Origin of the sequence: Microcoleus sp. B4-C2 (assembly GCF_036705265.1) — a bacterium.
Lineage (GTDB): Bacteria > Cyanobacteriota > Cyanobacteriia > Cyanobacteriales > Microcoleaceae > Microcoleus.
The window spans coordinates 37,318-62,535 of record NZ_JAUBUB010000014.1; the positions used below are offsets into that span (position 1 = coordinate 37,318).

The 25,218-nt window shown below is 46.7% G+C and carries 10 protein-coding genes; 2 read left to right on the plus strand and 8 right to left on the minus strand.

Going from position 1 to position 25,218, the window contains the following annotated elements; genetic code table 11:
- Positions 1-208: 208 nt before the first annotated feature.
- Positions 209-940 carry a dephospho-CoA kinase gene (gene coaE, locus QUB20_RS07340; protein ID WP_333250045.1) on the minus strand — a complete coding sequence of 244 codons (732 nt, stop codon included), beginning with the start codon at positions 938-940 and terminating at the stop codon, positions 209-211.
- A 206-nt stretch (positions 941-1,146) separates the two neighbouring features.
- Between coaE and QUB20_RS07345 the strand changes: the two genes are divergently transcribed.
- Positions 1,147-6,294 (plus strand): CHAT domain-containing protein, encoded by a 5,148-nt coding sequence (locus QUB20_RS07345; RefSeq protein WP_333250047.1) that lies wholly within the window; start codon positions 1,147-1,149, stop codon positions 6,292-6,294.
- A 100-nt stretch (positions 6,295-6,394) separates the two neighbouring features.
- Here the strand turns inward: QUB20_RS07345 and QUB20_RS07350 are convergent, their stop codons facing one another.
- From QUB20_RS07350 to cobA, 6 genes are all read right to left on the minus strand, one after another.
- The gene (locus tag QUB20_RS07350) at positions 6,395-7,027 is read right to left on the minus strand and encodes a restriction endonuclease subunit R (protein WP_333250049.1); all 633 of its coding nucleotides are present in this window, start codon (positions 7,025-7,027) and stop codon (positions 6,395-6,397) included.
- Between the two features lie 329 nt (positions 7,028-7,356).
- Positions 7,357-7,935, minus strand: coding sequence for a Uma2 family endonuclease (locus QUB20_RS07355; protein ID WP_333248664.1), 579 nt, complete (start codon positions 7,933-7,935; stop codon positions 7,357-7,359).
- An 87-nt stretch (positions 7,936-8,022) separates the two neighbouring features.
- Positions 8,023-9,213: a tetratricopeptide repeat-containing serine protease family protein gene (locus tag QUB20_RS07360; protein ID WP_333248662.1), complete on the minus strand. Its 1,191-nt coding sequence runs from the start codon at positions 9,211-9,213 to the stop codon at positions 8,023-8,025.
- Between the two features lie 230 nt (positions 9,214-9,443).
- Complete coding sequence (locus tag QUB20_RS07365; RefSeq protein ID WP_333236335.1) at positions 9,444-9,806, minus strand: type II toxin-antitoxin system death-on-curing family toxin; 363 nt, start codon at positions 9,804-9,806, stop codon at positions 9,444-9,446.
- 16 nt (positions 9,807-9,822) lie between these two features.
- Positions 9,823-10,014, minus strand: a complete 192-nt coding sequence (locus tag QUB20_RS07370; RefSeq protein ID WP_333053201.1) for a DUF2281 domain-containing protein — start codon at positions 10,012-10,014, stop codon at positions 9,823-9,825.
- A 32-nt stretch (positions 10,015-10,046) separates the two neighbouring features.
- Complete coding sequence (gene cobA / locus QUB20_RS07375; RefSeq protein WP_333248659.1) at positions 10,047-11,633, minus strand: uroporphyrinogen-III C-methyltransferase; 1,587 nt, start codon at positions 11,631-11,633, stop codon at positions 10,047-10,049.
- Positions 11,634-11,822: 189 nt separating this feature from the next.
- On the opposite strand from cobA, the gene QUB20_RS07380 reads away from it, so the two are divergent.
- The gene (locus QUB20_RS07380) at positions 11,823-15,041 is read left to right on the plus strand and encodes a glycosyltransferase (RefSeq protein ID WP_333248656.1); all 3,219 of its coding nucleotides are present in this window, start codon (positions 11,823-11,825) and stop codon (positions 15,039-15,041) included.
- A gap of 73 nt (positions 15,042-15,114) precedes the next feature.
- Here QUB20_RS07380 and QUB20_RS07385 read toward each other — a convergent pair whose 3' ends face one another.
- The gene (locus QUB20_RS07385) at positions 15,115-25,152 is read right to left on the minus strand and encodes a tetratricopeptide repeat protein (RefSeq protein WP_333248654.1); all 10,038 of its coding nucleotides are present in this window, start codon (positions 25,150-25,152) and stop codon (positions 15,115-15,117) included.
- Positions 25,153-25,218 lie beyond the last annotated feature (66 nt).

The window sequence follows — 25,218 nt, forward strand, 5'->3', positions numbered from 1 at the left end:
GATCTTTTCTGATCTTTTCTGATGTTACTTTGTGACAAGAGCGCTTACGCGCCACTTTGAAGGAGGAGTCGAAAGCGGTTGGAGAAAAAAGCCCCTTCACAAAATCGTGGATTCAATCTCAAATCTCACCTCTCAAAGCGACTAACTGCCGCGCAGAAATTAAAAAAACCTGGTTTTAAAACTCATATCGCCGAGTCAATCTCAAATATCAAATCTCACAGCGACTGAGTTGCACATCTACCTGCCGGAATAGCGAGTCGAGGGTTGACGAGTTGTCCAAAATAACATCAGCTTGTTGACACTTTTGAGCTAGCGGCAACTGGGCGTTAATGCGGGCATTAGCTCGATCGTAACTTAAGCCATCTCGCTGCATTAGTCGTTCTAACTGCACTTCGGGTGAACAGTACACTACCCAAATTTCGGTACACAAGTCAGTCATGTTAGCTTCAAACAGCAGCGGCACTACCAAAACCAAAGTCAACGTGTCAGCCTTGGCACAGAAACCGGGTTTTTTTTCAACAATACTTCGTTCTAGCTTTTGGTGAAACAAGCCGGTTTCTTGAGTCTTTGTACCTAAATCCTGTGTGTGTTGGGATACCAAACTCGATGCAGCAATGTAGCTTTGAGTTTCCTCAACTAATCGGCGGCGCACGTAAGGGTGAATCTGTTGTTCCAACCACTGCCGCTCGTCTGCGTTACAAAAAATAATACTTCCCAACTCTGGCCGATTTAAATTGCCGTCCGGGAGCAAAATACCCGCGCCGTATCGTTTTACAATAGAGTCAAGTATTGGCGAACCGGGGTTCACAGCTTCGCGGGCAAAAATATCGGCATCTAAAATCGGAAATCCACAGGCATCGGCCAGATAATTAGATATAGCGGTTTTACCGGTGGCGATGCCCCCAGTTAAACCGATCAGACGGACAATTCGATCGCTCATAATTTTCAGGCGTTTAAACGGAACTGTGTTTCGACACTTACTGTCAGTCTTTGCTATGTTGGTGACACAATCAAATTTAGACTTAAATTTTAAGATTTGCGATCGAGAGTTCGCGTTAGGAAGTGTCAGCATTGGGTGCGATCGACTCTTTTTTACCTAAAATCTCAATTTTAAACTCGAATTAAGGTCTAGACCGAGGCAAACTTATGAATGCTCAACGTGCTGTGCGGTCGATTCTGGCAGCAATTCCCATTGCTGGATTTTTGATATTAGATTTTTTCCCCAACCTGGTTTTCCTCAAAGAAAACAGCAACGGATGGGTACTCGTGGCAATTTATCCCCACTCTCAAATTGCTGCGGCACAATCTATTACTCCAGCCCCAGACGGCACCGGAACCAATGTCACCGCCCCACGTACAGCGTCGCCTCCTCGCTACGACATTCAGGGCGGCACTACCTCCAGAGACGGAGCAAATTTGTTCCACAGTTTTACTCGGTTCAATCTGAATTCGGGCGAAACTGCCAATTTCATCTCCAACCCAAGCGTTAAAAATATCCTCGGCCGTGTTGTCGGGGGCGATGCTTCCTTAATTAATGGTCTAATTCAAGTTAGTGGCGGCAATTCTAATTTGTTGCTGATGAATCCCGCAGGCATCATCTTCGGAACAAATGCCCGACTCGACGTGTCCGGGTCTTTTTTGGCTACCACCGCTAGCGGTATCGGTTTTGACGACGGTTGGTTCAACGGTACTGGGGCGAACGACTACGCGGCCCTCGTCGGAACGCCCAATGCTTTTGCTTTTGGCCCACAGCCGGGGAGTATTGTCAATGCCGGTAACTTGGCTGTCAGCACCGGGCAAAATTTGACTTTGCTGGGCGGTACGGTCATTAGTACAGGACAACTTTCAGCCCCAGGCGGTCAAATTACTGTGGCGGCTGTTCCGGGCGAAAATCTGGTGCGGTTGAGTCAAAACGGACTTTTGCTGAGTTTAGAAGTTTCTCCGGCTGCGGGAGTGTCGGGTTCGGAAGCTCTTCCCTTCTCTGGGCTGAGTTTACCTCGGCTGCTCTCTGGCCCCGGCGTGGCTAACGCTACGGGTATAACTACGAACGCTCAAGGTGAAGTCGTGCTCACAGGCGGCCAAACAGTGCCTGCAGGGGCGGGAACTGCTCTGCTAGGGGGTGCTGCGGACGTGTCTGCCAGGGGGGGCGCCGGAGGAAGCGTCAACGTGTTGGGCGACAAGGTAGGGCTGTTTGGAGCGAAGATTGAGGCTTCGGGGCCGGACGGTGGCGGAACGGTACGGATCGGGGGAGATTACCGAGGCGAGGGAACTGTGCCGAATGCCAGGATGACTTACGTGGATGGCAAAAGTTCGATCGCAGCCAACGCAACTGAATCAGGCAACGGCGGCAGAGTTGTTGTCTGGGCTGACAACACAACAGCATTTTTGGGCAGCATCAGCGCCAATGGCGTTTCTGCAACGGGAACCGCAGGTGTTGGGGGGTTTGTGGAAGTTTCGGGTAAGCAAAGATTGATTTTTAACGGTACTGTTGATACCTCTGGGACAAACGGTTTGGGGACTTTGCTGTTAGATCCTGAAAATATTTTAATTACAGATTCCCCAGAAGCTGCGGGCGATGCGGAAATAATTGCCAACAATAATATTTTGGCAACAGGAACGCTACCAGGACAGGAAAACAATTCTGAGCCTTCGCTGACAATTTCGGCTAGAGCTTTGGAAAGTATGTCGGCGACTGCAAATGTGGTTCTCGAAGCGCTCAATGATATTACAATTGCTGATTTGGCGGACAATCAGTTGAGCTTTCAAGCAACTACTGGTTCGGTAACATTTAGAGCAGATGCGGATGGCAATGGTGCGGGTGCTTTTTCGATGAATGCGGCCGATACAATTAGCACGGCTGGCGGTGCTATAACCATTTCGGGAAGTCAAATTACTGCGGGCAATTTGTCAAGTAACGGCGGAAATATTAGTTTGATTAGTCCGGGTTCGACTGTTGCAAACAACATTTCTTCATCCAATCCCAGCACCGGCAGCAGCGGGAATATTGCGATCGACGGCCTGAACGTAACGGCCCAAAAACTTGATGCCAGCGGCCCGGAAGCGGCGGGAAATGTAACTGTGACGGCTCGGAATGTTCTGGGAGTGAGTTCGATCGCAGGGGGTTCGGGAAACATTACTTTGACTGGTAATGAAATTAATTTTAAAGGTGACAAAAATTCAGTCAGCGGTACTGGCTTTTTGGTACTGCAACCTTGGAGTCCTGGTCAAAATATTGCGATCGGCGGTTCTGGAGATGTCGGTACTAATATTTATTTGAATCTGACGGCAAACGACCTCGGAAGTTTGGAAAATGGGTTTGCTGGAATTACGATCGGCCGCAGCAACGGTATCGGTTCAATTCTGATTGCCAACGATTTCACATTTTACGATCCGCTAATTATTCAATCGCCAGCGGGTTTGGGAACAATCACTACCACAAATTCTTTGACAGCGGCCGACAATGCCTCAATTACTCTCAAAGCTGACGGCAATATCCGTACCGGAAATATCACTACCAACAATCAGGAAGTTCGCATCGTCAGCACCGCAGGCAATGTCACAACCGGTCAGCTAGTTACTGGAACTGCCCGCACTATCAACACTTCTGTCAATTCTTCCCAAGATATAGGTAATTCGGCGGGAGATGTTAGTGTTACCGCACAGGGCACGGTGACTGCCGGGGCGATCGACACGAGGGGCGATCGCGCGGGGAAGGTGACGCTGACGGGGCGCAATGGAGTCACTGCAGGGGCGATCGAAGCTGGCGACTCGCAAACAGGGGGAGATATTACCCTGACGGGCAACGAAATTGACTTGACGGGTGACAAAAATTCGATCGCCAGCAACGGCAATCTAGTGCTGCAACCGGCTGATCCTAGTCAAAATATTATAATTCAAGGTTCTGGCGATACAGAAGCTCTGAACTTGACTGCTGCTGAATTGAACACTTTTCGGAATGGGTTTGCTTCGATCACGATCGGGCGCGCTGACGGTAGCGGTGTGATCTCGATTGGTTCTGGAACGCCAAATTCAACGCCAGATTCAACGCCAGTGGCGTTGACATTTCAAGATCCGACGACGATTCGATCGCCTTCTGGCAGCGGCGCGATCGTGGGAACGGGTGCGATCGTCGGCACTGATAACGCCACGATCTCTCTGATGGGCGGTACTGTAGCCGTCGCAGACGTTACCTCGAAAGCGGGGATTAACATCACTAGCAGTCAAGGCAAGTTGATTGCTGGTACGGTTTCATCTCGCTCAACTTCCGGGGTGGCGGGCCCTATCAATATCCGCAGCGCCGGTGCGGTTGAAACCGGCAACATCGATGCTTTTGGTGCCAGAAGCGGGGGAGATATTTCGATTGCGGCGCCGGGCCGGATCGTTACAGGGGTGATTAACTCGAGTTCGCAATCGGGAAGTGCGGGTTCGAGCCAAATTACCGGGCAGAAAGATGTTGAAGTTGTTTCGATCAAAGCTCGCGGCAATACGGGCGGCGATGTGGCAATCGAGGCTGGGGGAGCGTTTCGGGCTGCTGGAACAGGAACTGCTGCTGAGCGCGCCGAGGTCAGCATTTCTACAGACGGGCTGGCTCAATCGGGTTCACAGACGCTGCTGCAAAGCACTTGCTCGTCGGGAACCTGCACGGCGGCAACTGTTGGGACTGGAAACTCGAAGTCGAACACTGCCACTTCCTCAACTGCGATCGGGCCGCTGGCGATCGTGACGACTCCGGCACCAACTACCAGTGTGGAACTGCAAACTACAGACAATTCTCAACAAATTGTGACTCAGGTGAGTCTCGGCCCCCCAGTGTCTGCGCCAAAGCTCAGTAACGCAAATGTCTCGCCAGAACCTGCTGCTGCGCCTGTTGAGGCTCAGTCGAAGGAAACCGCTGCGGGGCCGGTACTGCTGTCGCCGTCGGTGTTAAAAGGCAATTTTGGTACGCCTGGGGCGACAGAAAACGCCAGCGTGGCAACAACTCCACAGAAGCCGGCGAGTGCGGTGAGTGCAGAAAGTATCGGGAATGTGAGGGTTCCTGAGATTTCTCGATCGAACTCGATCGCGCAAATAAATCCGATCGACGCAGTGCAGCAAAGGGATATAACTCAGGGCCGGGAATTTGAACGTTACTTTGGGGGCAATCTCGGTCAAAAGTCGGTCACGCAGCAAAGTATTCGAGATACTCTCAGCAGCGTCAATCGGTTGACTGGAGTTAAACCCGCCATCCTTTACGTGTGGGCAAAAGACAAAAATTTAGAACTTGTGTTGTTATTGCCAAACGGCAAAAATGTTTTTAAAAGCGTGCCTGCAAGCCGCGAGACAGTCCTGCAAGTTGCTAAAGAATTCACTAATGCTATCAGAAGTCCCAGGAGATTGAATGCTGTTGATTACAAGCAACCTGCCGAGGAACTTTACCAGTGGTTAATTGCACCGCTGCAACCGGAATTGGAGGCTAACAAGATTGACACTTTGGTGTTTTCGATGGATGTCGGTTTGCGAACTTTGCCTTTGGCTGCTCTTTACGACGGCAAGCAGTTTTTGGTAGAAAAGTACAGTTTGGGGCTGATTCCGAGTTTGAGTTTAACTGATACTCGCTATGCCGATGTTAAGGGTTCTGAAGTGTTAGCGATGGGTGCGTCGAATTTTCCTGCCAAATACGATCAAAATCCTTTGCCTGCGGTGCCGCTGGAAATATCGACCATTGTGGGCAAGATTTGGCCTGGTTCGTCTTTTCTTAATGAAGCTTTTACTTTGGCAAATTTGAAGCAGAAGCGCAATCAATCGCAATACAAAATTATTCATTTAGCTACTCACGGCGATTTTCAACCTGGGGGGGCCCAAAATTCTTACATTCAGTTTTGGGATACTAAGTTGCGGTTGAATCAGTTGGATCAGTTGAAGTTATCTAACCCGCAGGTGGAGTTATTGGTTTTGAGTGCGTGTACTACGGCGGTGGGAGACGAACAAGCTGAGTTGGGGTTTGCGGGGTTGGCGGTGCACGCTGGGGTAAAATCGGCTTTGGCGAGTTTGTGGTATGTCAGCGATGTCGGTACTTTGGGGCTGATGACTGAGTTTTACCAGCAGTTGCGTACAGCGCCGATTAAGGCTGAGGCTTTGCGACAAGCGCAGTTGGCGATGTTGCGGGGTGAAGTGCGGTTGCAAGATGGTTATTTGGTACGATCGGGCAACAATCAAGCTCTGCCTTTGCCGTCGGAGTTGGCCGCCAGGGGCGATCGAAATTTGTCGCATCCTTATTATTGGGCCGCTTTTACCATGATCGGTTCGCCGTGGTAATTCTGAAGATAGAAGGAAGAAGGAAGAAGGAAGAAGGAAGAGGGAAGAAGGAAGATTAATGCCTAATTCCCTGCGCGGGCCAATTCCCAATTGCCAATAACTACTGACTAATCACTAATTGAGTCAGCCGTTTGAGGATGCGGAGCACGTCATAAAGTTCGTTGCCGGGGTTCCGGGTGAGATACCCCTTAGATGTGCTATATCGAGGTGATTCTCCGTTAACTAATTTAACAAAGATGAAACTGCCGCCTGTAGCAATCCTGCCGTAACTAGGTTTGTCCGGGTTGGGATTTGCCAGCATATAAGCTAAGATTTGCGCCAATCCCGCTTCGATCGAAAATGAAACTCGTTTCGATTCTATTACCATCAGCCACAACTGCTCTTTTAAAACTAAAGTATCGAGGCTACCTTTGATGATAACCCCTTCATCTTCTTCGTAAATTTCGACGGATTTTTCTGGTTTAATGTAGAAAGGATGCAGATAAAACTCGCCTGCAAATAACAGCGGAGAGACGATCGACAAACTAATGGTTTTTTCCAGCATCGGCGGATACTCTAACAAGTTTAAGTAACCAGCTTTAATCTGATCTAGTTGTCGTTTTTGAAAGTCGGTAATTTCTGGTAACTCATCTTGCCATTCTCTGAAAAATTGGTCGTCTGTGACAAGTTGAAGGTCAAAAAGTGCTTTTAATTCTTCTAATGTGACATTTTTAGCTTGAATTGTTTGAACCATAATTCTAGCCTGTTAATTTTATGGGTACTTATAATTTTATCAAATTTCCAGGTAATATGATGTACCGTCGAGCGATAATAACAAAATTGGTTCGTAGGGACGATCCAGAGTCCTGACCAAATTCGCTGGGAATTGCATTCCTCAATACCAGCTTAGGAATGAGAATTAAATAACTTCCACTCTTGAAAGTGGGATGGGCGTCCCGCCCGTCCACTCATGACGGGCGGGACGCCCATCCCACAATAACAATTAAAATTGTAAGTTATTTAATTCGCGCTCCTTATAACGCTTATTTTACCGAAGATGATATAAGTCAAAATTTAATTCTACTAATTCCAAATTTTTTGCAAATTGAGAACAAATCCCGGCAAAACATTTTCCCCAGAAAGGGTGAGAGGAGATTGTAAAACTTCTACATCTTCACCGGGGCGGTAAATTTCAACTTCGCGTTTTTTGCGGTTAATCAGCCAACCCAAACGGCAGCCATTTTCCATATATTCTTGCATTTTTTCCTGAGTCTTTGTCAAGCTGTCCGTTGGGGAGAGAATTTCGACAGCAAAATCGGGACAAAGCGGGATAAATTTTTCTCTTTGTTGAGGTGTCAAAGCTTCCCAGCGGGATTTCTCTACCCAAGACGCATCAGGAGATCGATCGGCGCCATTGGGCAGAGTAAATCCTGTGGAGGAATCAAACACTTCTCCGAGTTCAGTTCGATCGTTCCAAATTCCTACCTGTAAGTTAAGTTTTGAGTTGCTTTTTCCTGTTTCTCCTCCGGTTGGCGGCATGGCGATTAATTCTCCGTTGGCGTTGCGTTCGAGTTTCAAGTCAGGGTTTTCTTCGCACAGTTGATAAAACTGTTCTGAAGTTAGTTTTATGAGGGAATTGAGATTTAAGGTGATAGCAGTCATGGTTATTTACCTGCTGTTTTTATGAACTACATTAAGAATTAAAAATGGGATTAGTCATTTTTAATTCTTAATTATTAACTTCTCATTCTACTGCAATTGCTTGATTCTGTTGAGCGCGTCTTGATAGGCGCTGGTTCTGCCGCCTTGCTTGTAAAGTTCTGCTGCTTTTTGGAAGTCGGCAATTGCTTTCGGTTGGTCTTTGTTGTCCAGGTAAGCTAAAGCTCGGTTGTAGTAAGCGTCGGCAAAACCGGGATTGGCTTCGATCGCCAGGGTGTATGCTTGAATAGCATTGGAACCGCGTGTGGGTTCGAGTTGGGCTAAGCCGGCGGTGATGAAAGTGCGGGCATTACCGATATTAAAATACAATTCAGGGGTATATTTGGGCTTGAAAGCGAGTGCTCTGTTGAAATCCGCGATCGCCTCCCAAGCATCTCCTTGATCTAACAGCGAAAGTCCTCGAAAATAATAGGCTTGGGCGTCTTGGGGATTGGCGGTGGATACCGGGCCGATCGTTGCGGGAGTATTGTCTACTTTCAACTCGGATTTGTTTATTCCCGCCGCCACTAGCTTGGCGATAAATGTATTGATGGGAACTGCTGCGTTAAATCCGGTTTTAATTGGGGCGACTTCGCCGGAACTGGTTTGAGCAAAACCGAATTCCCCTTGTCCGTGTAAACCGATGACTCGGCCTTCGGAGTCAAAAACTGGGCCGCCACTCATGCCGCTCCAAGTTACGGCCTGATACCGCAAAGTGTAACCTTCCGGGCGGTTGCTGGGGCGGCTGGTAACGAGTCCGGGAGAGAGTTCGGGTTCTCGTTCAGCGCCGAAAAGTCCGCCCGTAGCGGGATAGCCGTAAACGAAGATTTGAGTGCCGATGACGGCTTGATCGGAATCTGCGATCGTCGCGACTGGATATTCTTCGGGACTTTCAAATTTGACTACGGCTAAATCCGGGTCAGTTTCGGCGGTTTGCAAACGGGTGACGGAGGTTGCTTGATAGTTTTTGCCTTTAGACGTGCGAACGGTGTATTTCACGTCTGCTTTTTCTACGACGTGGTTGACTGTTAAAACTGTGTAAGTTTTGCCTGTTTTGGCAATAATTACCCCAGAACCGTCTCCGAGAGCACTGTTAATTTGTACTGTCAGCGGCCCGGCAATGCTGGCGACTTCTTGGGGGGTTTTGGCGATCGCACTTTGGCTGATGACTATGGTTAAGGCTGCGGTAGTTCCTGCTAGCAGGGTGGTTAAGGTGTCGTAACGAGAAAAATTTATATTCATGGCTATTGCTAATTTGTAGTTGGGTAGCGGGATTTGGTGGAGGAAGGGCGATCGGCGGTTGGTGCTATTTTCTGTTTAGTTTTATTACTGGCTTGACGCAAGGGATCTCGGCTTTGTTCTTTAGTGATAACTTTACTCGCTTTTTTGTTCCGCGATTCGCTATTTCACTGTAGGGCGCTTATCGGCGCATCTTACTTAATCTCAATGTAGCGCACTGCCAAACTTACTTATTAAACCTCAACAATACATGACTCAAACTCGGTGGTTAGTTCTTCCTTAGTCATCGTTCCCCGCGCGACTCGCATGACTAAATCATATACTTCATCGTCGGTCAAATTCAAAGCGCCACCATTCAAACGCAAAAAGGTATCTGTCACTGCAAAAGCCGATCGTTTATTGCCGTCAATAAAGGGATGATTCATCGCTATGTGATAGAGATAGGCGGCAGCTTGTTCGCTAATCGTTGAATGCAAAAATTGACCGCCAAAAGTTGCTTGCGGTTGAGCCAAAGCCGACTCTAACAAACCTTCATCTCTAACGCCGGGAGTGCCGCCAAACCTCTCTATCTGTCTGGCGTGGATACTTAAAACCATACTTTTGCTGACAAAATTAGGAGTTGGCAAGGCGACGGTAAACCTCCTTTCTTTCGTGTTCGGAATTTAGATATGCCTGCCATGCTTTGGCTTCTAGTTTTTGTTGTTCTTCTTCAGTCTTTAAGGAACGGACAAATTCAAGCACTTTCAGCAGCACGGGTTCTGGTACTTGGTCTAGTTCTTGAAGAAGTTGGTCTTTTGCGGTCATGTTTCTTTCCTCCTAATGATCGTACAACTATTTTACAACCTCGCTTGTGCCCATTGGACGATCGCCTCAGTCAATCCGTCTAAGGTATATTCTTTGGCTTCCACATCTAACTTACCCAATAATTTCTGACAGCTTTTGGAAGTTTCAGGGCCGATGGATGCGATGCAAACGTTTTCCAACCAATCCTTAGACAGGGATAAGTCTGGGCTTTTTTCGAGGAGATTGCAAAAGTTATGCACGGTTTTGGAACTGGCAAAGGTTATGATATTTACGGCTTGGTTTTGGAGTGCGGATAGGGCGATCGGATCGATAGTTTCGGGACAGCAAGATTGGTAAGCTGGCACTTCTATTACTTGCGCTCCTTTGGCGGTGAATTCTTTAACTAAAACTTCTCTGCCGCCGCTTTCTACTCTCGGAAATAGGATTTTGCAGTTTGTAGGGGCGGTGCCCCCGTGCCCGCCCTGCCAGGGGAAGTTCTCGACTAGGGAATCGGCGACAAAGTTGGGGGGAATAAAGTCGGGTTGTAGAGAGTGCGATCGCAAACTTTCTGCGGTTTTTTTCCCGACAACTGCGATTTTAATACCAAACAAACTCCGGGCGTCTTTGCCTTTTGCTTGTAATCTTTGAAAAAAGCAGTCTACAGCGTTGTGGGAAGTGAGAATTAACCAGTGAAAGCTTGACAATTGTGCGATCGCACTGTCTAATGGTTCCCAACTCGAAGGGGGCCCAATTACCAAGGCGGGCATTTCGATCACGCGGGCTCCTTGTTGCTGGAGTCGATCGCTAAATTCCGCCGACTGAGAAACCGATCGCGTGACTAAAATGGTTTTTCCTGCTAGCGGCAATTGGCTGTTATTAATGGTGACAGGTGTATCGATCATATTTGTGCTTTCTGGCTGGATTAAATATTCGCGCAATCTAACTACTTCCCCAATTACGGTCACGCAAGGCGATAGAGATTGACCGGCTGTTTGGTGTACAATGTTGGAGAGAGTGCCGAGCCAAATTTGCTGTTCGGGGCGGCCGCAATCTCGGATAATGGCGATCGGAGTTTCGGGCGATCGTCCGTGCTTTTGCAATTGCCAAATTATCTCGCTTAAATTGCGCCCTCCCATCAATATTACCAAAGTTTCTATCTGCACTAATGCTTCCCATTCCAAAGCATCAGGTTCATGGGCGCTCATCACTGCAAAACAGCGACTCATTACCGGATCTGTGAGGGGAATTCCTGCTAGTAAAGGTGCGGCTAAGGCGGAGGATATTCCGGGTATTACTTCAAAGTCGCAGCCGGCTGTGATTAATGCTTGAATTTCGGAACTAGAACGACCAAAAATAAACGGATCGCCACTTTTTAAGCGGATTACTTGTTTTCCTAATTGGCAATGTTCTACCAGCAAACGGTTAATTTCTTCCTGCTGGGTGGAAGGTTTGCCGCCGCGTTTCCCGACTTCGATTTTTCGACAAGTTGGTGGGATTAATTCGAGTTGCGGGATGTCGATAAGAGCATCGTAGATTAAGACTTCGGCTTGGGATAGCAGTTTGTGCGATCGCACTGTCATCAAGTTACAATCTCCGGGCCCCGCACCGACTAGATAAACTTTCCCTTTATGGTTTTTCACAATTCCTCCTCGATCGTCTCGATAGTATAGTTTTATGAATATTGCGGTGCTGCGGCGCACCCTACCCTAGCCTATAATTTAATCAGACTTTTCAAGCAGCCTGTAGGGGCGGGTTCACCCCTTCCCCTCAACGGTGCAAACAGGTTAAATAAACCCGCCCCACCCAACGAGATGCACCCGTTACTATTTATGCAGATTATCATCATCACGGCCGCCGATGCAAATTACTTTGAATTGGTGCAAGGTACTATTTTATCGGTGCGGCAAAAACCAGAGGGTGAAAATGTGGCGATCGGCTTTTTCGATCTCGGCTGCACTCCCGAACAGTTGCAGTGGCTAGAAAGGCAAGTAACTTTTATTAAAAAACCGGACTGGGATTTTGATTTTCCCGGTAGAAATGAATCTCCAGAACATTTAAAAGGACTATTAGTTAGACCTTGTTTGCGAAAATACTTTCCCAATTTTGATATATACCTTTGGATAGATGCAGATGCTTGGGTTCAAGACTGGAGAGCAATTAATTTGTTGGTTGAAGGAGCATCGCGCCGGGGGCTGGCAATTGTTCCCGAAGTTCACAGGGCAAGCTTGCAGCAGTACGGGCAACTTCCTCAGTTTTGGCCGTGGGTTTATCAACAATATGAAGCTAACTTTGGTGAAGAAATTGCTAATAAATTCTACACTTATCCGATATTAAATGCCGGAGTTTTCGCACTCCGACAAGATGCTTTGCACTGGGAAATCTGGGCAGAAAAAATCAATCAAGGATTGCAAAGATCCGGCTGTGTCATGACAGATCAATTTGCCCTCAACCTCGCTGTTTACAGTGGCGAATTGTTCAATCTCACTGAAATGCTCCCAGCTTGGTGCAATTGGATATTCAACGGTTTTCCGGTTTGGGACAAGCAGCGAGGCTGTTTTGTGGAGCCGTACTTGCCGCAGGAGGCGATCGGCATTTTGCATTTAGCTGGCCGCCAGCAGTTTGACCGAGTACAATTGATGGCAACTGACGGCGATATACTGGAAATTAGCGTCCGTTACCAACCTAAAAAACAGGAAGCAGTCCAAATATTTCAAAAACCCAAAATGACTTACCAACAACCGGAAATTAGCAAAAATAATTTATTACATCCAGGGGATTATGTCTCGCCAGGGTTCCAAATAATTATACCTGACTCCTATTTCCCCAATATGATTATTGCCGATCTAAATACGAGTAACTGGCCTTATTTGCGCCGGGAAGTTCCGCATAATTGGTATGCAGACAAGCGCTATCCATTTATCGGGTTTTTGAATCGCGACGAAGCACATATTCTTTACAATACTGCTCTGCAATTCAAAGGTAAAAAGGCCTTAGAAATAGGCTGCTGGCTAGGGTGGTCTGCCTGTCACTTAGCCCTCGCAGGAGTTGAGTTAGATGTCGTCGATCCGCTGTTAGAAAGAGAGGACATCAGACAAAGCGTAATCGACTCAATTCAAGGTGCTCTCAATGCGTCGGGCGTTCAAACATCAGTCGAGCTAATACCGGGCTATAGCCCCCAAAGAGTCGAAGAATTTTCCGCTCAATTCAACCGCAAATGGTCGTTAATTTTTATTGACGGGGAACACGAAGGTGAAGGCCCGTTAAATGATGCCATTGCGTGTGAAAAATTGGCTGAGGAAGATGCGATAATTTTATTTCACGATTTAGCGGCTCCCGCTGTTGCGCGAGGTTTAGATTACTTGAAGCAAAGGGGATGGCAAACGGTAGTATATCAAACAATGCAAATTATGGGTGCTGCTTGGCGGGGCAATGTCGAGCCAGTAAAACATCAACCAGACCCCAAGATTTCCTGGCAGTTGCCAGCACATTTGCACGGTTACAATATTAGCAGTTTAGAGACAATTAATTCTCAAATAGCCAGCCAAACCAATCAAAACCAACAGTCATCTTATACAAGAGATTTTTACCAATTAATCGGAGAAGGAACTCGCACTTCTGCTAGAGAAATTATTCCCCTGCTGTTAGAATTGCTGCAACCGATTTTACCTAAAAGTGTGGTAGATGTGGGCTGCGGTACGGGAAGCTGGTTAGCTGCTTTTCACAAGTTGGGAATTTCTGATTGTTTGGGAATAGATGGCGATTATGTCGATCGCACTATTTTACAAATTCCTTTAAATCAGTTCCAATCCGCCGATTTAAAGCAACCGCTGCAAATAAACAGAAAGTTTGACTTAGCAATTTCTCTGGAAGTTGCCGAACATTTACCGGCTACCTGTGCCGAAAACTTTGTTAATTCTCTCACTCAACTAGCACCAGTGATTCTGTTTTCTGCTGCGATACCATTTCAAGGAGGCGTCGAACACGTTAACGAACAGTGGCCAGAATATTGGGTTTATTACTTTCAGAAAAAGGGCTATGCAGTCATTGATTGCTTGAGAAAAAAAATATGGAACAATGACAAAGTAGAGCCTTGGTACGCTCAGAATATCTTGATTTTTGTTAAACAAGAATACTTGCCGGGATATCCGAGGTTAGTAAATGAGTATCAAAATACCGAGCTGAATCAATTAGCGATCGTCCATCCCAAGATTTATTTTTACAGCTTGCAAGCTGCTAGAAATTCGGCACAGAATTTACAATCAGAAAGTGTCAAACAAGTTGCACCTTCGCCACAATCGGCAGATCGACCTTTAATATCTGTGATTATTCCCTGTTACAATCAAGCTCATTTTTTGTCGCAAGCAGTAACTAGCGTTATCAATCAAACTTACAAAAATTGGGAAATAATCATTGTTAATGATGGCAGCTTAGATACTACTAGCACAGCCGCCAAAAATTTGATAGCAACAAATCCCCAGCATCAAATTAGGCTAATAGAACAAGCTAATCAAGGGATATCAAGGGCTAGAAATACTGGCATATCGGCAGCAAACGGCGAATACATAATTCCCTTAGATGCCGATGATATTTTAGATCCCAATGCCTTGATTTGTCTTTTAGAAATATGTCTAAAATCCAAAGTACCTTGCATAGCATTTGGTTCTTATCAACTTTTTGGCGGCAATGAAAATCACACAATACCCAGTTATGATTTATATTCACCAAAAAATATCAAACAATCTAATATGATTTGCACGTCTTCATTGTATCACAAATCAGTTTGGAATTTGGTCAACGGTTACAAAGCAGAGATGAAAGAAGGTTATGAGGATTGGGAATTTTGGGTTAATTGTCACAAACATAGCATTCCTTTTTTTGGAACGAGAGAAATAGTTCTTAATTATCGTCAGGTTCATGGTTCGAGGAATGAAAAAGCTCAAAATTACCATCATAAATTGGTAGCACAAATTGTTTCTTACAATCCCGAACTATACGATATTGAAAGTGTAAACAGTGCTAAAAAACTATTAAAATCAATCGCAAATTAATTTTATTTATAATAATTAAAGTCTTTACTACGAACAATTTTCCGAAAGTTTGTAGTCAGGACTTTAGTGTTATCTACATATCGGCAATCACATCCAAAAAACGCTTAACCTGTTTTTCCCAAGTCCAATCCAGCATGAAATTAGCCGCTGCTAAACCGCGACTTTTAGCTTGTTCCCGATTAGTATAAACTTGCTCCAAAGCCTCGACAACTTCTGCCACATCAGACTCTCCCCAACCTTCTACACCGGAAAAAGGAGGAGTTAGTTTAACTCGTCCTTGACTCCATAAAGGATAGCAAATGTGGCTGTAAATCAAGTCTAAATGACCAGTATTTGCTGATAAAATAGTCGGAATTCCGCAGGCCATACTTTCCATCGCGACTAAATTAGTGCCGCCTTCGCAGCGGTTGGTGAAAACAGCGCAGTCGGCTTCTCGTAAAATTTGTCCGGTGAGGTGATTGGGAATTAAGCCTATGTCGATAAAAGAGTCAACTGGCAAACCGTTAGCCACTAACCATTGAGAAATTCCTAAACTTCCGTCGCGGTTGATATTGGGAAGTCCCGCAACGTTTCCAGTTTGTTCGATTCCTAGCATATACTGAGGCCAGAAGTTGTGCCATGTTGTTAGTAACAAAGCCTCTGGATGTTTGGCGCGAAATCGTTTGAAAGCGGCAATTACAATATCTTGACCTTTGCGATATTCCAGTTTGCCGCCGGAGAAAATGACGAAGCGATCGCCAAATAGATTAGATTTGGGTGCAGGATGGAAAATTGTTGGGTCAATTCCTTGATGTACCATCGCCACATTAGTCAAGCCGTGGCTTCTCAAAACATCGGCATTCCAGTTGGAACCGGCGACAATCACGCTATATTTTTTGGCTGTTTCTAGTGCTTCTGCTGTGATTCGCGTGTCTTCAAAAAATATGACTCCTATTTGACAATCGCTGGTAATTTGATTGTCAACTCCAGAGGATGCTAAATTATTCCCTAAAGCGTAAAGTACGGGAAAATTACAACTGATTTGTTTGTCGGAATTGGTTGCTACTAATTCCTGAAAACTTTTGTGCTTTTCAATGACAGGTAACAACAGCGATTTATGCAGCGGATTCATCGATTCTGAGGTGATTGATGGCGGTGTTAAAAGTGCAACTTCCCAGGCAGGATTTTGCCGCAGTTGTAGTGTTAAATTCAGGGCGTAAATTCCCCAGCCGCTGGTGATGCTGATCGGCCAACTGACGCCCATTCCGGTAATTTGTGGGGGAGTTTCTGGGGGTTGAAGCCGAGGCGGAGCCTCTGAATATGCGTTACCAGGCAGAGCTTGGTAACGAGTAGATTGTAGGGGCGGTGCCCCCGTGCCCGCCCTCTCTAACAAGGCTGCTTTTATACGATCGCACACTCCATCCCAATCACCGGCTTTTTGTTGCCTAAACAGACGCACAGTGGGATACCAAGGGCTATCTTCGCGTTCCAGCATCCAGCGCCAATCGGGCACAAAAGACAGCAAAATCCAGACTGGTTTGCCCAAAGCACCAGCCAAATGCGCGACAGAAGTATCTACACAAATTACTAAATCGAGTTGCGAAATAATTGCTGCTGTGTCGGCAAAATCGACGCAATTTTCGCTCAAATCTTCAATTTGGTGTTGCTTTAATAAAGTAATATCGCCCCCTGACAAATCTTTCTGAAGACTGTAAAAATTCACTCCAGGAACATCTACAAACTTCACAAAATCGCTCAATTTACACGATCGCCGATGGTTGTTGCGGTGCAGCGGGCCGCCCGCCCACACGATACCTACTTTGAGTTTATTGTTCGGCTTTAAATAAATTTTAAAATCCTGTGGCGGTGCTAAATAAGGAATATTCGCCGGTATATTTTCCCAAGTAGTTCCCAGAATTCTGGGCAAACTTAGCAGCGGGGCTTGCACTTGAAAATCAATCAAATCGCTCGGCTTGACTCCAATTCGATCGACTCCGGCAATTCCTTCAAATAAACGCTTCAGCAAGACATGACAAGCCACAATAACTTTGCCGCCTTTTTGCTTAACTAAAGCCGCGTAGCGGATAAATTGTATCGTATCACCAAAACCTTGTTCAGGGTGCAATAAAATTGTTTTTCCCTGCAAATCAGAGCCGTCCCAAAGTGGTTTCTCAAAAGAGCGCGGATCCAATTGTTGAGTTTGCCAGCGCGATTCGTACTCCGCAAAACCACGCTCAAAATTTCCAGTTAAGAGCAAAGCTAAGGCTAGTCTCAAGCGCCAATTTGGCGAGTTGGGACGTAGTTGAATTGCTTTATTGTAGAAGTCGATCGCCTCTGCGACTTTTCCTTGTTCTTCGAGGGCGGAACCCAAATATAAGTTTGTTTCGCTCAGATTGGGATTGGTTTCTAGCGCTTGTTTGTAATGCGAAATTGCCTCGATTATTTGCCCGTTTTCCTGTTTGAGATAACCTAAACAACTGTGGGCTTCTGCGTGGCTGGGTGAGGCGGCAATTACTTGTTCATAACGAGCGGCTGCCTCTGCTTTTTTACCTTGTTTTTCTAAGGCCTTTGCTATGTAAAATTGTACCTGTGGCGGCGATAAGGCAAATCGAGGCGAAGCTTCGGTATCTCCGTTACCAGGCACAGCCTGGAAACGAGTAGATTGTAGGGGCGGTGCCCCCGTGCTCGCCCTCTCTAGCAAGGCTGTTTTTATGCTCTCTAGCAAGGCTGTTTTTACGCGATCGAATACTTCCTCCCAATCGCCCGGTGTTTGCTGCCGAAACAGCCGCGCTGTCGGATACCAAGGGCTATCTTCGCGTTCCAACATCCACCGCCAATCCGGCATAAAACACAGCAAAATCCATACGGGTTTACCCAAAGCACCGGCTAAGTGCGCGATCGCAGTATCCACGCAAATTACTAAATCTAGTTGCGATATCACCGCCGCAGTATCGGCAAAATCGTTCAAATTGTCGCTCAAATCTATCACGGGAATTTGAGTTAACAAACTACGATTTTCAGGCGATAAGTCTTTCTGAAGACTGTAAAAACTTACACCTGCAATATCTAACAATTGCAGGAAATAGCTTAAATCGCTCGATCGCTGAAAATCCTTCAAATGTTCCGAACTTCCCGCCCACGCAATCCCAACTTTGAAATTGCCATCGGAATTTAGAGAAAATTGCCAATGCGGCGGCGCAGCTAAATAAGGAACATTTGCGGGTATATTTTCTAAATTTGTTCCCAGAATATGAGGCAAACTCATCAGCGGTGCTTGCACTTGGAAATCGGGCAATTCATCCATCCGAACCGCCACTTGTTCGATGCCAGGAATCTGCTTAAATAAACGCTTCAGTTCTTGATAGCAAGAAAGGATTACTCTGCCGCCTTTTCGCTGCACAATGGCTGCGTATCGCACAAATTGAATAGCATCGCCCAAACCTTGTTCGGATCGGAGCAAAATAGTTTGCCCATTCAAATCTGAACCATCCCAAACTGGTCGATCAAAATTCAACCGTGGCAATTTTTTCGCCTGTTCTGTTTGCCACCGCCACTCGTATTCTGCTAAACCGCGCGGCAAGTCCCCAGTTAACAGCAAAACTAAGCTTAAATTGAAGTGACTTTTAACACAATTTGCATCAAGTTCGAGAGCTTTACTGTAACACAAAATTGCTCGATTTACGTCTCCTAATTGTTCAACAGCACTGCCTAAATTAGTAAGAGCTTCTAGATAATTAGGGTTCAAAGATATGGCTCGTTCCAAGCTAGAAATTGCCTGTTCTATTTTTCCCGCCCCCAAGCGTAACGTTCCCAGGTGATAGTGTCCTGCAGGATTGTTAGGTTCTGCTTCAATTGCCCGCTCGTAAAGCCGTTGAGCCTCGTCTAGCTGAGATTGTGTTTGCATCGCCGCACCCAAATTTACCAGCGCCGGCACGTAATTGGAATTGACAGAAAGTGCTTGATGAAAACACGCGATCGCACTTGGCAACTCGCCCTGCTGCTGGAGTATCGCGCCGAGATTGTTGAGAGCTTTGACGTAAACCGGATTCAGGGCGATCGCCTTTTGAAAGCAAGATATAGCAGCCATTATATTGCCTTGATCTTGCAGCAAAATACCCAAGTTATTGTGAGATTGAGCGCAGTTAGGGTCAATTTCGGTCGCGCGCTGATAATAGGTGGCAGCTTCGGCTAAATCGCCTGTTTGGTGCAGCGTCACTGCCAAATTCGTGGCGGTCTCTATCGAATTTGGCTGCAAAACCAAAGCATTTTTAAAATAAGCGATCGCCTCGGCAAATCTTCCTTGCGCCTTGAGAATATTTCCCTGATTAAACTGTCTTTGATATAATTCAATATTGGTTAGACTTTCTCTGGGCGGTATAGCTGGTTTATGCTGGACAATTCTTTCTCTCAGCGCCAAAGCAGCTTGTTCTAAAACTCCTTCCCAATCTCCCGCTGTAGACTGGCGAAACAGCCGCGCCGTGGGATACCAAGGACTATCTTCGCGTTGCAACATCCACCGCCAATCCGGCACAAAACACAGCAAAATCCACACGGGTTTGCCCAAAGCACCAGCCAAGTGCGCCACACAAGTATCTACAGAAATCACTAAATCCAGAGCCGAGATTGCCGCCGCAGTATCCGCCAAGTCGTGCAAATAAGAGCTTAAATCTGTTACGGCTATTTGCTCTAACAAAGCGCGATCGTCTGCTGTTATTTCCTTTTGCAAGCTGTAAAAATCTCCTCCGGGAATATCTAACAGTTTGGTCAAGAAATTTAGCGGTAACGATCGCACCTTATTTTGGGAATTTTTAGGATTTCCTGACCATACAATTCCCACTTTCAAATTAGTAGTTGGATTGAGAGTAAATTCCCAACCGGGCGGCGGAGCTAAATAAGGAACTTTGGCGGGTATAGTTTCTAAAGTTGTTCCCAGAAGATGAGGCAAACTCATGAGCTGCGCGCGCACTTGAAAATCCGGCGCATCCTCTGGATTAACTATTAACGCATCGATTCCAGAAACTTCTGCAAACAAGCGCTGCAAGTGCGGCAAACACCAAACAATTACCCTACCGCCTTTTTGTTTGACTAAATCTGCATAGCGGATAAACTGAATTGCATCGCCTAAACCCTGTTCCGGGCAAAGCAAAATAGTTTTTCCCTCCAAATTTTTACCATCCCAAACCGGCTGAATAAAGTTGTGGCGCCGGAACTGTTTTTCTTTAACTAGGAGTCGCCATTCGTACTCGCAAAAACCACGCTGAAAATCTCCCGCCAGCAGCAAAGCTAAACCTAAATTTAGGTGAGATTCGGGGCTAGCGACATTAAATTTAACTGCTTGGCTGTAGTAGGTGAGAGCATCCGCAAATTGTCCGCGATCGTGCAAAGCACTTCCCAAACTGGTGAGGGGATTGATATAACCGGGTTTGAGTACGATCGCCCGACGGTAACAATCGATCGCCTCTGCCATATTTCCCGCTTCCTCAAAAGCTTTGCCGAGATTGTTCAAAGCTTGTGGAAAGTCGGGTTTCAGCCTCAAAGCTTGCTGGTAGCAGGCGATCGCATCTTCAATTTTGCCCTGTTTGTGCAGGACAATTCCCAGATTGCCGTGAGCCTGTGCACTGGCTGGCGATGCCTGAATCGCTTGCTGGCAAACAGCTAAATCCTCATCCAACTTATCTGGGCTAGACAGTGAACTCAGATAAGCGAGATCAGTTTCTGCCCAATCCGGTTGCAGCGCCAGAGCTCGATCGTAGTATGCGATCGCATCTGAAATTTTGCCCTGTCGGATCGAGGCGTATGCTAAATGCTGCAAAGCCTCCACATCATTGGGAGCGATCGCGATTGCCCGTTCGTAATTTGCGATCGCCCGTTCGTAATTCGCGATCGCATCCTCCCCTTGTGCCTCCAAAGCAATTCCCAAATTCAAATAAGCCGCCGCGCAATTAGGATTGACTTGAATCGCTTGCTCGTAGCAGCTTATAGCCTCCGCCACATCCCCTTGCTCTTCCCGCAACAGGCCCAAATTAATCAGCGCTTCCGCGCAATTCGGGTTCAAAGAAAGCGCCCGCTCGTATTCTGCGATCGCCTCTTCAGTCTCCCCTGCTTCCGCGAGCGCGCTGCCCAAATTGCTCGCAGTTTCCGCCAAATTACCGTCGATGAAGAGGGCTTGTCGGTAGTGCGCGATCGCCTCTGTTAGCTGGCCGGTATGCTGTTTAACAACGCCTAAATTGCTGTGCGCGGCTGCGTAATTAGGATCGATCGCGATTGCCCGCTCGTAACAAGCGATCGCACCGCCCAAATCCGCTTGCTGCTGCAAATCCACGCCCCGCCGAAACTCTGCATCCGCCGAATCCGACGGCACAAATGCAGCAGCAACCGCGCCTAGAGCTTCCGCAACCCGATCGAAAACGTCCTCCCAGTCGCCCCGCTGATGCTGGCGAAACAGCCGCGCCGTCGGATACCAAGGACTGTCTTCGCGCTCCAACAGCCACCGCCAATCCGGCGAAAACGCCAGCAAAATCCACACCTGTTTGCCCAAAGCCCCCGCCAAATGGGCGACAGCGGTATCGACGCTAATGACTAAATCCAGTTTGGCGATCGCAGCAGCAGTATCGGCCAAATCGCCAAAATGCGGGCTCAAATCTACGATCGACCTTTGATTCAACAGCGCGCGATCGGCCTCAGAAACCTCTTTCTGCAAGCTGTAAAAACTTACCCCCGAAACGTCCAAAAGCGGCAGAAACTGACTCAAACTGCACGAACGCTGCTTGTTTTTGCGGTGTTTTGGATTTCCCGCCCAGACAATCCCAACTTTCAAAGTGCGATCGGGCAAAAGTCCAAATTCAGCACCCGCTGGCGGAGATAAATAAGCAGTATTTGCCGGGATTGTTTCCAGATTTGTACCAAGAATATAGGGCAAACTCAACATCGGCGCTTGCACGTCAAATTCCGGCAGTGGCTCCCCTTTAACTATTAGCAAATCAATGCCCTCAACCGTTGCAAATAAACGGTGCAATTGCGGGTAACAGCCCACAATAACCCTACCGCCTTTATTTTTGACGATCGCAGCGTAGCGAATAAACTGAAGCGAATCACCTAAACCTTGTTCGGCGTGCAGCAAAATAGTCTTTCCCAGCAAATCAGAACCGTCCCATAGAGGCCGGTATTCTCTTGCCGAAACACTATTATCCGGCCCCGTCAAAAAACAGGAATGACCAGTGTGAAATTCTTTAATTTGCCAGCGCCACTCGTATTCAGCCAGACCATTTTCCAAATCTCCCACCAACAGCAAAGCCAAGGATAAATTCAGGTGAGCGCTAGCGTGATTTGGATTTAAATGAATCGCTCGTCTGTAGCAGGATATCGCATCTTCTACCGCACCTTTTTCCAGAAATGTCCTGCCTAAATTGTTGATAGCTTCCACAAAATCCGGCAGCAATTCTAGAGCTTTGTGATAATACTCCAGCGCATCTTCTAAATTGCCCTGTTCTTGCAAAACAGTTGCCAGATTGTTGTAAGCTTCCCAGCTATGCGGATTAATTTCCAGCGCTCGCCGGTACAGCTCGATCGCCCTGAAAAGTTCGCCTTTTTCTTGCAGCGCCACGGCTAAATTAATCAGTGCAGGTACGAAATCCGGTTGAGCTACAAGAGCTTGCTCGTAATGTGCGATCGCCTCTTCCGCTTGACCTTGTTCCTCAAAAATCTTTGCCAAGTTGTAAGCTGTTTGAGGAATATTTGGAGCGATGGCTAAAGCTTCTCGGTAGTGCGGGATAGCGGCTTCTAATTCGCCCTTTTCTTGCTTGAGAAAACCAAAATTAATCCGCGCTTGAACGCAATTTGGCGCAAGCGATATAATCTGTTCGTAAAGGGCGATCGCCTCTTCCCGATCGCCTGTTTCCATTAAATGTTCTGCTTGCCGCAATAAATCCTCTAAAACAACCGGGTTATCGCCACCCGTTCCGATCGCAACCGATGTCTCAATTCCCTGCGATTGCTTAACTGCGGAGGCTTCTGCTAACCCTTCACTCGCAATTAGAAATATTTGTTGACTCTCTTGAACTACGCTTGCATCTGTCATTTTGAGAGCCACCGAATCGAGGTCAGGCTTATCATTAGCAGTCATTGCGAGTGAAACGAAGTCAAGCGAATCTTTGGCAGAATCCTCGGAATAACTAGCAGTATTGGCGATCGCAAATAAACTCAAAGCCGCCTGTACTTCCTCAAACAATTCTTGCCAACTTTCCGGCTGACTTTGGCGAAAAAGCCTCGCAGTTGGATACCAAGGATTGTCTTCACGATCCAGCAGCCAACGCCAGTCAGGAGCAAAAGAAAGCAGCACCCAAACCGGTTTTCCTAAAGCACCAGCTAAGTGCGCCACAGCCGTATCGACACTAATGACTAAATCCAGTTGAGATATAGCCGAAGCGGTATCAGCAAAGTCGTTCAAATGCGGAGTTAAATCCGGCACTAAGTGTTGATGCAACAAAGTGCGATCGCTCTCGGACAAGTTTTTTTGTAAACTATAAAAAGCAATTCCCGGAACATCCAAAAATCGAATAAAATCGCTCAAGCTGCAAGAACGCTGATTGTCTTTCCGGCGCTTCGGACTCCCCGCCCAAACAATCCCTACCTTCAATTTGGCATCAGAAGAAAGCGCAAATTTGCACTCAGCAGGCGGATATAAATAAGGAACATTTGCCGGTATTGTTTCCAGAGTTGTCCCGACAATTCGCGGCAAACTCATCAGCGGCGCGTGAACATCAAATTCTGGCAAACCTTCCAAACTAACTGATAAATATTCAATGCCGGCAACTGTCGCAAACAACCGCATCAGTTCTGGATAGCAAGCTACCATAACTTTAGCGCCTCGGCTGCGAAGAATCGGCGCGTAACGAATAAACTGAATAGAATCGCCAAAGCCTTGCTCGACGTGGAGTAAAATAGTTTTTCCCTGCAAATCCGAACCATCCCAAACTGGCTGTTTAAATTGCCTCGGTTGTAGTTGCGGAGTGCGCCACCGCCACTCATATTCAGCAAAACCGCGCTGAAAATCTCCGAACAATAGCAAAGTTAAGGCGAATTCCAGGTGGGCGATCGCGTTTTCTGGCTGCAATTCCAAGGCTCGACTGTGACAAGAAAAAGCTTCTTGAAATTCTCCTAAATCGACCAAAGCGTGTCCGAGATTATTAATAGCCTCCACGAAATCTGGCTTTAAATTTAGGGCTTGTCGGTAGTGGGATATTGCTGCTTTTGCATTGCCTTGTTCGTGAAAAAATGCTCCTACATTGTTGTGAGCTTCGGGATTTTTGGGGTCTAGTTTTACCGCTTGCTGGTAGCAGTTGAAAGCTTCTGCTAATTTACCTTGCTGCTGCCAAACTGTTCCCAAACCCATCAGGGAATATGTCAAATTTGGATTGATTTTTAAAGCGTGCTGGTAACAGGCAATTGCCTCATTTAAGTAATTCTTCTGTTTAAATATATGTCCTAAATTGTGCGCTGTTTCGTGCAAACTGGGGTCAATTCGCAGCGCTGTTTGGTAATATAAAATAGCCGCATCTATTTCGCCTAATTGCTGTTTTGACCAGCCCAAATTATTGTAGGCGAGTGCGGAGTTTGGCTGGATTTTGATGACTTGTTCGTAACTGGTGATCGCCCTTTGATACTCGCCTACATCCAGCAAAAGATTAGCCTTATTTAAATGTGCTTCTACAAAATCGCGGTTTTGGGCGATCGCCTTTTCGTAAAAGTCGATCGCCTCTGCAATTTTTCCCTGCTGTCTCGCCGCTATTCCCAACAAACACAGCACGTTTGCTGATTCCGGCTGCACTTCTATTATTTGCCGATACAAATTCTCAGCTTCTAACAAACGGCCCGCTTGGTGATGTTCCCAAGCTAATTTCAAAGAGTCTTCGGCACCCAGTGTACAGGCAGATTTCCGCAATTTTTTTTGAGAAGCCATAGTTGTCTTTGTTGTTTGGGAGTTCGCTAACTGGTAATTGCCAAATAGTTCTAATTTGTTAACTCTTCCTTCCTTCTTCCTTCTTCCTTCTTCCTTCTTCCTTCTATCCTTTACATCCGTTACATAATCCGTTGCCGAACTTCCGACTTCCTTCTTGCTTCTTCCCCCTTCCATCGGAGTGACACCCGTTACATCCGTTACATCCGTTACATCCGTTACACAATCCGTTGCCGAACTTCC

Coding starts and splice junctions, on each gene's coding strand:
- QUB20_RS07355 (WP_333248664.1), bottom strand. CDS start 7,935: ATGACTGCTATCACCTTAAATCTCAATTCCCTCATAAAACTAACTTCA.
- QUB20_RS07360 (WP_333248662.1), bottom strand. CDS start 9,213: ATGAATATAAATTTTTCTCGTTACGACACCTTAACCACCCTGCTAGCA.
- QUB20_RS07370 (WP_333053201.1), bottom strand. CDS start 10,014: ATGACCGCAAAAGACCAACTTCTTCAAGAACTAGACCAAGTACCAGAA.
- QUB20_RS07380 (WP_333248656.1), top strand. CDS start 11,823: ATGCAGATTATCATCATCACGGCCGCCGATGCAAATTACTTTGAATTG.
- QUB20_RS07345 (WP_333250047.1), top strand. CDS start 1,147: ATGAATGCTCAACGTGCTGTGCGGTCGATTCTGGCAGCAATTCCCATT.
- QUB20_RS07365 (WP_333236335.1), bottom strand. CDS start 9,806: ATGGTTTTAAGTATCCACGCCAGACAGATAGAGAGGTTTGGCGGCACT.
- QUB20_RS07385 (WP_333248654.1), bottom strand. CDS start 25,152: ATGGAAGGGGGAAGAAGCAAGAAGGAAGTCGGAAGTTCGGCAACGGAT.
- QUB20_RS07350 (WP_333250049.1), bottom strand. CDS start 7,027: ATGGTTCAAACAATTCAAGCTAAAAATGTCACATTAGAAGAATTAAAA.
- coaE (WP_333250045.1), bottom strand. CDS start 940: ATGAGCGATCGAATTGTCCGTCTGATCGGTTTAACTGGGGGCATCGCC.